This window comes from Sphingomonas faeni, assembly GCF_003053745.1.
Lineage (GTDB): Bacteria > Pseudomonadota > Alphaproteobacteria > Sphingomonadales > Sphingomonadaceae > Sphingomonas > Sphingomonas faeni.
In genome coordinates this window covers 49,901-62,362 of sequence record NZ_QAYE01000001.1, presented here as the reverse complement: position 1 = coordinate 62,362, position 12,462 = coordinate 49,901, and the positions used below count along the sequence as shown (strand labels likewise).

Annotated in this window: 9 protein-coding genes; 1 reads left to right on the top strand and 8 read right to left on the bottom strand. The window is 67.5% G+C overall.

Annotated features, from left to right (window positions below; all coding sequences use genetic code 11):
• Positions 1 to 8: 8 nt before the first annotated feature.
• From C8J25_RS00345 to C8J25_RS00315, 7 genes are read right to left on the bottom strand one after another with little or no spacing between them, the layout of a single operon-like run.
• A complete protein-coding gene (locus C8J25_RS00345) occupies positions 9 to 1,610 on the bottom strand; it encodes a hypothetical protein (protein ID WP_107951802.1) in 1,602 nt (533 codons plus the stop codon).
• Positions 1,610 to 2,980 (bottom strand): O-antigen ligase family protein, encoded by a 1,371-nt coding sequence (locus C8J25_RS00340; RefSeq protein WP_107951801.1) that lies wholly within the window; start codon positions 2,978 to 2,980, stop codon positions 1,610 to 1,612. The genes C8J25_RS00345 and C8J25_RS00340 overlap by 1 nt, the downstream gene beginning before the upstream one ends.
• A gap of 9 nt (positions 2,981 to 2,989) precedes the next feature.
• Positions 2,990 to 4,084, bottom strand: a complete 1,095-nt coding sequence (locus C8J25_RS00335; protein ID WP_167397627.1) for a glycosyltransferase — start codon at positions 4,082 to 4,084, stop codon at positions 2,990 to 2,992.
• A 29-nt stretch (positions 4,085 to 4,113) separates the two neighbouring features.
• The gene (locus tag C8J25_RS00330; protein ID WP_107951799.1) at positions 4,114 to 5,283 is read right to left on the bottom strand and encodes a glycosyltransferase family 4 protein; all 1,170 of its coding nucleotides are present in this window, start codon (positions 5,281 to 5,283) and stop codon (positions 4,114 to 4,116) included.
• Positions 5,280 to 6,617: an oligosaccharide flippase family protein gene (locus tag C8J25_RS00325; protein WP_107951798.1), complete on the bottom strand. Its 1,338-nt coding sequence runs from the start codon at positions 6,615 to 6,617 to the stop codon at positions 5,280 to 5,282. The genes C8J25_RS00330 and C8J25_RS00325 overlap by 4 nt, the downstream gene beginning before the upstream one ends.
• Entirely contained in the window at positions 6,614 to 7,624 is a 1,011-nt protein-coding gene (locus C8J25_RS00320) for a glycosyltransferase family 2 protein (RefSeq protein WP_107951797.1), read from the bottom strand. Before C8J25_RS00320 ends, C8J25_RS00325 begins: the two co-directional genes overlap by 4 nt.
• Entirely contained in the window at positions 7,621 to 8,793 is a 1,173-nt protein-coding gene (locus C8J25_RS00315) for a glycosyltransferase family 4 protein (RefSeq protein WP_167397626.1), read from the bottom strand. Before C8J25_RS00315 ends, C8J25_RS00320 begins: the two co-directional genes overlap by 4 nt.
• Before the next feature lie 123 nt (positions 8,794 to 8,916).
• On the opposite strand from C8J25_RS00315, the gene C8J25_RS00310 reads away from it, so the two are divergent.
• Positions 8,917 to 10,857: an acyltransferase family protein gene (locus tag C8J25_RS00310; protein ID WP_167397625.1), complete on the top strand. Its 1,941-nt coding sequence runs from the start codon at positions 8,917 to 8,919 to the stop codon at positions 10,855 to 10,857.
• Here the strand turns inward: C8J25_RS00310 and C8J25_RS00305 are convergent.
• The gene (locus C8J25_RS00305; RefSeq protein WP_107951794.1) at positions 10,841 to 12,322 is read right to left on the bottom strand and encodes an O-antigen ligase family protein; all 1,482 of its coding nucleotides are present in this window, start codon (positions 12,320 to 12,322) and stop codon (positions 10,841 to 10,843) included. The genes C8J25_RS00310 and C8J25_RS00305 overlap by 17 nt on opposite strands.
• Positions 12,323 to 12,462: the final 140 nt, after the last annotated feature.

Below are 12,462 nucleotides of genomic sequence, written 5' to 3'. Positions count from 1 at the left end.
TGCGGACGTTACGGTGCCAGTCGATAGACGTCGTATACTTCATCGCCCGATGCAGTCCGCAATGTAGCGAGCTTGGTGGTCGCCGCGCGGAACTTGGCGATGTCGTCCGGATCGAGGACCAGCGGCCCGAACGTGCCGCGATCGATCACCGTGCGCTGCCCGATATCGTCGAGCGACGCGGAGAGCAGGATCACGACCGGCCTGTGCGTGGCCGCGGTGAGGCGCTTTGCGGTCGCGAGCAGGCGACCCGGGCTCATCGGCGATGTCTCGGCGAGCGTCATCGGCACGAGCGACGTGAACCGGTCGCGCCTGACGGACCAGGTCGGGTTCGCGCCATAATAGGCGATGCTCTCGATCAGGAAGTCCGGGTCGGCGATTACGACCGATCGGGACAGGCCTTTGGTCGCGAGCAGATCGACGAGCGCCTTCGCCTCGCCCTGCGGTTGCGACTTCGCCGCCTGGACGACGGCGCGCGCGGTCGCGGGAAGCTGTGCCGCCAGCAATGCGAGAAAGGCGATGCGGCCGATCCGCTCTGCGCGGCGGGCGAATACCGTGTCGTGCGAGCCGCCAAACCCCTTCGCCGTCAGCCAGTGCAGCACGACGAAGAACACGATCAGCAACGCATCGTGGCGGTAATGACCCGGATAGACGAACACGAACAGCAGTTGCAGCCCGCCCAGCGCCGCGATCGCCGCGACCAGGGCGGCGGGGCGGCGCGCAAAGGCGGCGACGCTGCCGGTAACGAGCACCGCCGCCAGGATCGTGACCGGCAGGCTCGCGTTGAAGTTGCCGAAGATTCGCTGGAACTCGACGCCGGGTATGAGGTGGAGCAGCGTCTGGCCGAAACTCCGGTGCACGGCGGCGGGGGCATCCTCGACCGACGGATAGACCGATACGAACGCGAGCAACGCGCCCGCGGCGGCGACGATCATTGCTATTAGCCATTGCCGCTTCGCCCGGCTCCAGCCCCAACCATCCTGCGCGATCAGGTCGCCAAGCCAGAAAATACCGAACGCGCCGGCCAACACGACCGCATGGACATTGGTGTTGCAAAGCAGGAACAACAGGCCGCCGAGGACCAGCGGGTGATACCGGCCGCGCTTCCGAACTTTTGGATAGGCCCAGGCGACAAGCAACAGCAGTAGCATCGCGAGCCCGTAGTTCCGCGCCATCACGACATAGTCAAAGGTCGCGAACCCGCCGAACAGCGTCAGGATCATCAACGGCAGGGACAGGCGGGCGACAAATGCCAGGATCGCCGCGGCAACGATCCCGATCGCCAGCGCGAGGCCCGGCAGGACGAGTTTCGTCCCCCACAGGTCCGTGCCGAACCGCAGCAGCACATGCCAGAGCAGTGGATGCCCGTAACCGCGCGCCGCCGCCGGCATGTCGAGGATCGACGCCCCTTGCGTCGCGAGGCTGAGCGCGCGGACCTCGTCGCGCCACATCACGTGATGCGCGACCAGGAACGTGACGAGCGCGAGCCATGCGACGAAGATCAGGAGGCGTAACGGCCAATGGCGAGCCGGCGGTCTCGCGGCGCCATCTTCAGCGGGAAACAGCCCGTCCACCAGCCCCCACAACCGCGCCGAACCGATCGCGCGGGCCATCAGCGGCGCGACAGCCGGGCCGGCCTCCGCAACAACCGCGTCATCCGCCCACGCAGCGCGTGATGCGCGCCAGGGCTAGCATCGGACTCGCGGTAGGTGATTGCGATCGCGATCAACAGGAACACTTCGACGAGCGACGCGGTGTTCAGCAACGTCGATTCGGCCAGATTATGCCCGGCGCAGAAGATGATGATCGCCACCAGCAGCGATCGCCGCGGCTTGCCGATCGACTGGCTGAGCAACAGCCGCAGCAACGGCCAGACGATCATCACGACGATCGCCAGCAGCAGGCCGGGCAGGCCGATCGTGACGAGCAGGTCGAGGAAGCCGTTATGCCCATGCGCGGCATACACCGCGACCCAACCACTGGTCAGCGTCCAGATCGGACTGTCGGGGCCGATTTGCCAGAACGAGCTGAAGCCGGCGCCAGTCCAGAGATGCTCGCGCGCATATTCGAACAACAGCGGCCAGATCGCGCCGCGGCCGGTCAAGGCACCGGGATCGTTGACGAAATCGCTCAACGCCGTGAGGTTTACGAACAGGATCTGCAACGCCAGCCCGACGACCATCGCCAGACAGATCCCGACGGCGAAGCGGTGGCTGGCATCATAGGGCCGGATCGCAAAACCCATCGCCAGCGCAAGGACGAGCGACAATTCCGACGTGCTCGAATGCGTATAATACAGGAAGATCGCCGCCGCCGCGATCACCAGCGCGGAAACGATTCGCGGGAACTGCCGGTTGTCGAACGTAAAGAACAGCACGGTGAACGCGCAAGCCGCCCCAGCGACGTTCTTGTGCGGGATGATCCCGCGCCAGTCACCGACCACCGACGATTCCTCGCCGAACACCTCCGAATGGACGCCGTAGGGCGTCAGGAACACCATCAGGTAATTGACGATCAGCACCGCGATCAACACGTAGCGAATGAGCTTCAGTGCGCGTTCGGTACCGAGGTCGTTGATCTGCCGGAACGTCACCCAGACGACGAGCGCGGTCAGTGATATGCGCCGGAACGAGATGAACGGCGCGATCGCCCAGCTTACCGAGAAGAAGCAATAGGCGAGCAACAGCGCAAGTCCGAGGGGAATGCAGAACAGTTGACGCTTGCTCGGCATGCCGCTGCCCGCGAGCAGCATCACGAAGATGACGACGTGCAGCACCTGGTTGGCCGCGTCGCCCTGGCCGATAGCCCCGGAAAACGCCCATTCCTGGAACGCCGACGTGCCGACCAGCACCAGCGCGAGGAACACCACGAAACACGCATTGGCGATGGCGTAGCGCCGCCGCGTACGCAGGCGCGTCGCGCGTTGCTGGGGCGTGATCGGCCCCGATGCGGGTCGTCGCGCTACGTTGATCGCCGTCGCCATGACCTGTTCCTATCGCGCCGGTGCCGCGGGAGCCAGTACCGCCTCGTACCGATCCAGCATTCGCGCGTTCGACGCCTCGCCGCCGAGCCGCAAGGCGAGATCCGCCCAGTGCGACCGGCGTGCGGGATCGTCCTGCAATCCCCGGAGTGCGGTCGCCAGCGCGGCCGGGTCCTCGAGCGGCACGACGATCCCGCACCGCGTTCCGTCGCGTGCGGTGATGCCCTCGACCTGCACCGGCACGTCCGACACGACCAGCGGCAGGCCGAGCCGCGCCGCCTCGATCAGCGCGAGGCTGTGCCCCTCGTAGCGGCTGACCTGGACGAAGACGTCGGCGGAGGCGGCTCTGGCGAGTGCGGCGTCGCGCGGAATCAGGCCGGCGAACGTCACGCGGTCGCCGAGGCCAAGGTCCGCGACGAGCGTGCGCAACGCCGCCTCGTCCTCGCCGCCGCCGACGATCTCCAGATCCGCGCCCGGCACTTGGGTCATGGCGCGGATCAGCATCGGATAGTTCTTCTGGTAGGACAGCCGCCCCAGCGCGACGATGCGCAACCGGTCGCCCCCCGCCTTTGCCCGCGGCAAAGCATCGAGGACCCGTTCGACCCGCTCCGACAGCGCGTTGTGGATCGTGAGCGTCCGCGCGCGATAGGTGGCGGGCTTGTGCGCCAGCGTCGCGCCGACCGCGTCCGACACGCTGATGATCCCGGCGACACACGGCAGGCTGCCGGTCCAGCCGTCGATCCGGTCGAGCAGGCGGTTATGCGTGTCGGTCGGCGAGTGATGCGACAGGAACACGCGGGTGCGCACGCGCGCGATCGTCACCGCGAGCGGCAGCAGCACGTTCGCGGCGGGCATCGCCGACACGACCGCGGCAGGTCGCTCACGCCGCAGATAACGGACCAGCGCCGCGAACGTGCGGACCGCGCCAAGCACCGACTGCGGGCGGGCGTCGGCAACGTGGTGCCAGACCGCCATGTCGACGCCTTCGCGCTCCGCGTCGGCGGGCGGATAGAGGACGAAGCGCTTCACCGGATGGCCGCGTGCGATCAGTCCCTCGGCGATGTCGTCCCAGAGTTCGCGCAAGCCGCCGGCCGTCGAATGCGTCATCGTAAAATGGATAGCGCCGGTTCGAGCCGTCATGCCGGCCCGTCCAGTGCCGCGACGGTGTGCGCCGACAGCCAGGCGCGATCCTCGGCATCGTCGCGGACCCAGCGATCGATCATCTCGCCCCATTTTACCAGGTTCTGCATCCGGTGCCACGCCGCCGCCGACCCTTGCGACACCCGTGCATACAGCGCCGGATCGGTCATCAACCGCGCAATCGCATCGGCCAGCGCGCGCGGCTTGCCGGCCGCGAACACCAGCGCGCTCTGGCCGTCCTCCAGATGCCCGTCGAACATCGGATGATCCGACGCGATCACCGGCGTGCGCGAGGCGAGCCCCTCGAACAGCGTCAGCGGCAGGCCTTCGGGGAAATTGTGGCGGCTGGGGACGATCACTGCATCTGCGTCTTGCATCATCGCCGGGATCGCACCGTTCGGGACGAGGCCGAGAAACCGAACACGATCGGCAACGCCGAGGCGTGTCGCGAGCGCCGCGAACTTGTCCGTTGCGCCCAGGCCCGCGACATCGAGCCGGACGTCGAGGCGGTCCTTCAGCAACGCCACCGCGCGGACCAGGTCGCCGACGCCCTTCTTCGCGCTGATCGAGCCTACGAACAGCAGCGTGAAGGGCGGTCCCGACGCGCGCGTCTTGCAGGCCTGCTTCTCGGGCGTGCGATCGTGCGGGAAGTCCCACGCCAGCACCTTGTCTGCGCGCAAACCGATCCCGACCAGCGCCCGTGCGGCATTGGCGCCGTGATTGGCGACCAGCGTCACGCGGCGATCGTTGAGCAGCTTCGGCAGCCGCCGGAACCTGACCCAGCGATAATAGGGGTTGGCGAACGAGTCGGCCATGATCACGCCCAGCCGGACGTCGTGCTCGATCCCCCACCGGATCAAATGCAGCATCGGCCCGAACACGATCAGGTGGGTCGGCGCGAACCGCTCGATCAACGCCAGCACCGGTGCGGGATCCTGGTCCGGGTTGGTATCGGCGCCGATCACCGTCACGCCGCTGTCGAGCGTCTCCCAATAAGACGGCGCGAGCGAGCACAGGAACCCGACCGCTTCGTGCTTTGCCTGCCACGCGGCAAGCTGGTCGAGGACATAGCCGTGACCGTAATAGGTCTCGCCCCCGGTGGCACGACGCAGGCGATCGGCCTCGCGGTAGTCGCCGGCATAATGGACGATCAGCAGCCGGGTCATCCGATCCTCCCGAGGCCCGCGAGCGGCGAGCCGAACCCGAGCTGCCAGCGCACCGCGAGCATCACCGCGAACACCGCGCAGGCCGCCCCGATCGCGAGCGCGTCCTGCCGCCAGAAGCTCATCCGCACGCGGTGCAGGCCGACCGCGATATAGCCATATTGCAGCAGCTCGGTGACCGCGACCGCGACGACCGCGCCGGGAAAGCCCGCGAGCCGGTGGCCGGTCGGCAACAACACCGCGAGCGTCGCCAGCCGCATCATGTTGGCGACGCTCGCATAGAAAGGCCGCCCCGCGCTGAGCAGCAACGCCTCGTTGAGGTTGGACAGTACCGCGAATACCGCACCGCCGAGCAACACCGACAGCATCCAGCTCGCCGCCTGGTAGCGCGGATCGTAGATTACCAGGATCAGGCCGTCCGCTACCGATGCCGCCAGCGCCAGCGCCGCGCAGACGCCGAGCGTGAACACCGCGCGCGAGCCGGCGATCGCCGCCATCTGCCCCGCCCGGTCGCCTTCGGAAACGCTGGCAAGCGCTGGGAAGATGATCTGATAGCTCATTCGCCGCGCGAGCGTGGTCGGCAGCTCGGCGATCGCACGCGCAATGCCGTAAATGCCGAGCAGCGCGAGCGGCGCGACCCGGCCGAGATACAGCCGATCGAGATTGGTCGCGGCGTACATCACCAGCGACGTGATCGCGATCCACTTGCCGAAATGGATGATCCGCCGGACGACGTCGCGGTCGAAGCGGAGTCGCTGGCCGGGGTCTGGCAGCAGATAGCTCAGCGCCGAACGGATGGCGACCGCGAGAACCAGGCCGATGACCGGCGCCCAGACCGAGCGCAACCATGCCGCCAGCGCGACCTGCACCGCGAACGCCAGCGCCTCGCACGACAGCTCGAACAGGTTGCGGCGGCGGACCTCCATCTGCTTGACCAGCACGAAGATCGCGGTCGAGTGCGCGCCACCGATCATCGGCGACAGCGCCGCGACCAGGAAGATGCGGACGTCGATGCCGTAGGCGTGCGCGAGGAATGGCGCGGCGATCAGGAAGACCAGGCTCAACAGCACGCCGCGCAGCAATTGCAGCGTCCAGGCGGTGTCGCGAAACTGCCGGTCGAGCCCGTCGCGGTGGTGGATGATGTTCTGCTCGATGCCGACATCGGTCAGCAATTCGACGCCGAGCCGGATCGCGTTGACGACCACCATCACGCCCAGGATCTCCGGCGCGAGCAGATAAGCGAGGACGATGTTGAGCCCGAACTTCAGCACGGCGGACACGACGAAGGTGCCGGCCGTCCAGACGAACTTGCCCAGATAGCCGGAGGCGGTGCTCATCGCCCCGGCGCGGACAGGTCGCGCGCGGCAACGGGCGCACCGGCGGGGCGGCGCGCGCGGACGAGGCCCTGGAGCATGCCGATCGCGATCACGTTCCACGTCACCAGCGAGTAGATCCCGACCCGCAGGCTCCGGCGGCGCATCGTCAGGAACGCGACCGGCAGCAGCACGACCGCGAGCAAGGCGATCCCCTGCCCCATCGCGAGTGCGGCGAGCATCGCCAGCCACCAGCCATAGACGATCACGCTGTAGCGCAACTGGGCGAACCCGCGCAGGACCTGCGACCAGTGCGGGCGACCCCAGGCGGCGCGGATCACTTCGCCCGGCCCGCCGGCATAGCCGGTGCGCAACCGCCGCCACATCAGCTGGTAGCCGCCGGTCGCGTGCCCGTGATGCTCGACCGCGGGCACGTCGATCCGCGCCAGTCGCCAGCCGTCCGCGCGCAGCCGGGCGCCGAGCTCGTATTCCTCGAACGCGTGGAGGTTGCGGTCGGCGAAATACCCGACGCGCTGCACCGCGGCGACGCGGTACAGCCCGCCGCAATCGAGCCGGTCGACATCGCCCGCCACCGCGCTCCCCTTCACGCGATCGTTGCGCGCGCGCAGTTCGAACTCGATGCTGTCGGTGTTGACCTCGCGCACGCGGCCTCCGACCGCAGCGTGACGGGGGTTCGCCTCGAGGAACGCGATGCCTGCTTCGAGGAAGCCGGAGTCGAGCACCATGTCGCCGTCGAGCAGGTAGAAATAGTCGACGCCGGGAGTCTCGGACGCGGCCTGGAACGCGAGTTGCGCCCCCGTGCCACAGGACCGCTCGGCAGGATCGGCAAGCTGCGCGATCCGCGTGCCCGGATACGCCTGCGCCAGCTTTATCGTCGCGTCGGACGATCCACTGTCCGCGAGCACGACCAGACCGCCGCCGACCCGGTCGAGCGCGGCGCGCGCGCTGCCGATCGCGGCGTCGATATGCGCCGCCTCGTTCAGCGCCTTGATCCCGACTGCGACCGTCACTCTGCCCCCGTATTCCCACGCGAGCGATAGCGTGCCAGATACGCGGACGCCATCGCCTCCGGACTGAAGCTGCGGGCGATGTCTGCGCCGTAACGTGCCGCAGTGACGCGCGCGGTCGCCGGATCGTCGATCACCTTCGCCAGTTGCGCGCCAATCCCCGCGACGTCGTCAACTGCGGCCTTGAACGGATAATCGGCCGGGATCGCTTCATCGAGCCCCGGAGCATCGGTCGTCACCAGCGCGATGCCTGCCATCAACACCTCGAGCGGGAGCAGCGCGAACCCTTCGAACCGTGACGGCAGCAGGACTGCATCATACTCTTGCAGGCGTTCGGACAGGCGCTCGATCGGCGCGGTCATCCGGACGTCCCAGCCCGCCAGGCCCTCCTCAAGCCCCTGCGCCACCGAGTCTCGCATCGCGCCGGAGCCGGCGATCGTCACCACGACGTCGCGACGCGTCGTCCGCGCGTGCGCCTGTCGGAGGATGGCAGGCAAAAGATCGGCGCCCTTCTGGTGGACAAGCCGCCCCGCGAACAGCAGGCGTACCGGGCCCTCTTCCCGCCCGATCGGAGAAGCCACCGGTGGCGACACGCCGTTGTAGATGACGTCGGCGAGCGGTCGGCGGCCGCGCGTGACGATCGCCGCGTCGGCGTTGGCGGCGTTGCGCGAAACCGCCACCGCGTCAGCCTTGGCGAGACGCTGCGTCACCCATCGGCCGATGCCGCCCCAGGCGATCCACAACTCGCTGTTATGGACGGTGCGCAGCAACGGCGTGCGACGGACGCGCCGCGAGATCAGACCCGCCACCGCCAGCGTCAGTTCAGGAATCTCGGTATGGACATGGATCAGGTCGGGCCGCTGCTCGGCCACCGCGTGCGCGAGCGACCGCGCCGCGAAGACCACGCCGCCCGACTTGAACCCGCGCTCCGTGCCGAACCGGAACGGCACGTGCCAGCGTGCCAGCCGCTCGGCCATGTCCTGCCCGACTTTGCTCAGCGGCAACTGGCGCAGCACTGCGAACAAGGAGAAGTCGACCCGGTCGCGCAAGGCATCGATCAACCCCAGCGCGACATTCTCGGCGCCGCCCATGTCGAGATGCGTGATGACGTGCATCACCCGAAGGCGCGGCGCATCCGCCGCTTGCGAAGGCTCGTCGTTCGTACCCGTCACCAGATGATCCGCCCCCCGCCGCCGTCTGCGCGTAGCAACGCCCGGCAGGCGCGTCCATGCCGGCCCTAGCAGCATGCCGCCACCCGCTATAGACCGACGGCGCAAGTGGGGGCGTCGGTACAAGTGAGCGAGAGCATAGCGACAGGATCGGCCGCGACCGCAGGCACGCGAACGTCGGCGCCGCAGGACGGACGCGCGCTTCGCTACCGGCCGGATATCGACGGGTTGCGGGCGCTCGCGATCCTGCCGATCCTGCTGCTGCACTGCGGCGTGACGAAGTTGCGGGGCGGGTTCGTCGGGGTCGACATCTTCTTCGTGATATCCGGCTTCCTGATCACCGCGATCATGGTGCGCGACATCGCCGAGGCGCGCTTCTCGATCGCGCGCTTCTATCGCCACCGGATCGTCCGCATCCTGCCGGCGCTGCTCGTGATGATGACCGTCACGCTCGCACTCGGCTGCGTGCTCCTGCTGCCCAACCAGTTGCGCGATCTCGGACGGAGCGCGGCGGCGACCAGCGTGTTCGGGTCGAACGTCTATTTCTACCTGACGTCGGACTATTTCGCGGCGGCGTCCGACGCCAAGCCGCTCGTCCATACCTGGTCGCTGGCGGTGGAGGAGCAATTCTATCTGCTCTACCCTGTGTTGCTCTGGTCTCTCCGTGGGCTGTCGCGCCAACGTCTCGCGGAGGTGATCGCCGGCCTCGCACTTGTCTCGTTCGCGATCGGCGGGTGGCTGGCGACGACCTACCCTTCCGCCGCGTTCTTCCTGCTGCCCGCGCGAATCTGGGAATTGTCGCTTGGCGCGCTGGTCGCGCTCGGTGCCGTACCGACGATCGCGAACCGATCGATCCGAGCGACCCTGTGCATCCTCGCCATCGCAGTGATCGCCGCGAGCTGCATCGCGATCAGCAGCGGCTGGCCGTTTCCCGTTCCCTTCGCGCTGCCCCCCGCGGTCGCGGCCGCGGTGCTGCTGGCGTATGGCGGCGAGGGTCCGACGGCACGGCTGCTCGGGGCATGGCCGCTGCGGACGGTCGGATTGATCTCCTATTCGGCCTATCTCTGGCATCGCCCGATCATCGCCTTCTACCAGATCCGCCACGGCTCGACGCTCGCGCCGGTCGAGACTTTCGGGCTGCTGTGCGCGTCGCTCGGCGCGGCATGGCTGAGCTTTGCGCTGGTTGAGCGCCCGGCGAGCCGGCGCTGGCGCAGCGGATCGGGTCTTGCCCCGCACGCCGTCGCAGTCGTGCTGCTCGCGGCGATGGCGATCGCCGGGCTGACGATCGCCGCCAGGGCCGACGACATCCGCCCACTCTCGCCGCGCCAGGCGCTGGCCGCCAGTTATCTCGGCTGGGACTCGACGGAGGGGGGCAAACGGCAATTCAGCACGGATCGGTGCTTCGTCTTGCCGACGGGCCACGGCTTCTCGCCCGACTGCCTGCAATTGTCGGCGATCAAGCCCAACATCGCACTGTTCGGCGACAGCCACGGCGCGCACTTCTCGCAAGCGCTGCACACGCTGCTGCCGGGCGCGAACATCGTGCAGGTGACTGCGGCAGGGTGTCGGCCGTTGCTGCATGGGAAGGGCCTGCCAACCTGCCGAACGACCATGGACGCCGCGTTCGACACGCTAAATTTCAAGCGGATCGACACGGTCGTGCTCTCCGCGCGGTGGCTAGACTTCGAACAGCCGGCGCTGCTCGACACGATCCGCTGGCTGCGGGCGCGAGGAACGCGGGTCCTGGTGATCGGGCCCTCGGTCGAATATGACGCGGACCTGCCTACCTTGATCGTGCGATCGGACGCGGACGGCGACCCGACGCTCGCGGACGGGTTTCGCCTATCCGACCGTATCGCGCTCGATCGCGCGATGGCGGGGCCGGTCCGCGCAGCGGGCGCCGATTACGCCTCTGCGATCGACACGGAGTGCAGCGGCACGACCTGCCGCCTGACCACCGCCGATGGCACGCCGCTACACTTCGATCATTCGCACTTCACGCCCGCCGGCGCTCAGGCTGCGCTGGCGGCGATCCTCGCACGTCACCCGGTCATTCGCCGGCGGTAAGCACCGGGCGATGCTTGCGCTTGCGGCGGCGCAGTTCGCGCATCACGTCGTCGCCCGCCTGCTTGACCGGTGCGGTCCGCTTGTCGTCCATCGTGCAATAATGCGCGAGCGCGACCGCGAAGAAGAAGATCGTGCTGACGATGCCGTCGCGCTCGAACAGGCCGCTCTCGGTGATGTTATGGCCGATGCAGAACATCAGCATCGCCGAGATCAGCGCGCCCCGCCCCTTCGCGACGTCGGCGCTCGCGAGCAGCCTCCCCAACGGCCAGACCGCCATCGCGAAGACCATCAGCAGCACACCGGGAATACCGACCGTCACGAGCTGGTCGATATACCCCGAATGGCCGACGGTGATCTTGGTGACATAGCCATGGCCGTATTCGAACACCGGGCTGCTGCCCTGGATGTTCCAGAACGACCCGAAGCCTGCGCCGAGCAGGGGATGGTCGCCGGCATAGTTCAGCAGCGCCCCCCAGATCTGGCCACGGCCGGTAAATGCCTTTGGCTGGAGGAAGTTGGACTGGACCATGTCGGCATAGGCGCTGGTCAGGAACCAGAAGACCGATCCGACGATCATCAGGATGGGGATGATGTAGCGACGCAGCCGGATGCTGACCGTCTCGAAGACGATGCCGCCGACCGAGGCGAGCACCACCATGCCGCCCGACGTCTTCGACTGCGACCGGAACAGGAAATATCCCGCCACCAGGATCGCGAAGATGCGGATCGTCGGTCGGATACGCTTCGCATCGAACAGGAACATGATGATGCACAACGCACACACCGCGCCGGCGAAGTTCTTGTGACCGAGAAAGCCGCGCCAATTACCGATCAGCGCCATCGCCTGTTCTTCACCCTCAAGATGAATGCCTACCATCGGATCCAGCACGACCACGAGATACGAGATCAGGATCGCGGCGAGCAGCGAATAGCGAAGCAGGTCGATGTTCAGTTGATAGCCGCCGTGCCGGACGAGACTGAACACCATCCACGCGACCAGCGTCGTCAGGAATACACGGCGGAATGCGGTACCCGGATCGAGCGCCCAGGATATGCTGATCCAGCACCATGCGAGCGCCAGCAGCATCGGCCAAGTGAATGCGACCAGCGACTTCGGGCTTGCCGAGGGGCGGATCGCGAAGATCGTGCCGGCCAGGATGGCGAGATAGCCGATCTGTCGTACGGCGCTTCCCTCGCCGCCATTGCCGCCCTCGACATTGGTCATGATCGGACCGAGCATCACGAGGGAAATCAGCGCTAGGATCGCGATCCGCAGCGGCATCAGGCGATCGCCGACGCTTCTCAGCATCGGCGCGTCGTCGTCCGCATTGCCCTTGCCGAGCTTGGCGAGCCAGTCGCTGCCCGAATAGGCGCCCGCCTTCGACAGCGTCTTCGCGGTCCCGCCCATGCCGGCGGGTCGGTTCGCACGTTCGGATCGGTTCGCGCCGTCGGGACCTGAAAGCATGCGGAAACTCTCTCGATAGGATGCATCGCAGCTACGACGCGTGCCGAACAGGTTGCACGATAGCTATCGATGCGGCCGACGATACGCACGCGACCGTCACGTGAGTTCTATCCGCCGCGACGACAGGCGTCCAGCCATCC

Bases quoted from the DNA above. Each gene is read 5' to 3' on its own strand.
- C8J25_RS00345 (WP_107951802.1), bottom strand. From the start codon at position 1,610: ATGGCCCGCGCGATCGGTTCGGCGCGGTTGTGGGGGCTGGTGGACGGG.
- C8J25_RS00340 (WP_107951801.1), bottom strand. From the start codon at position 2,980: ATGGCGACGGCGATCAACGTAGCGCGACGACCCGCATCGGGGCCGATC.
- C8J25_RS00335 (WP_167397627.1), bottom strand. From the start codon at position 4,084: ATGACGCATTCGACGGCCGGCGGCTTGCGCGAACTCTGGGACGACATC.
- C8J25_RS00330 (WP_107951799.1), bottom strand. From the start codon at position 5,283: ATGACCCGGCTGCTGATCGTCCATTATGCCGGCGACTACCGCGAGGCC.
- C8J25_RS00325 (WP_107951798.1), bottom strand. From the start codon at position 6,617: ATGAGCACCGCCTCCGGCTATCTGGGCAAGTTCGTCTGGACGGCCGGC.
- C8J25_RS00305 (WP_107951794.1), bottom strand. From the start codon at position 12,322: ATGCTTTCAGGTCCCGACGGCGCGAACCGATCCGAACGTGCGAACCGA.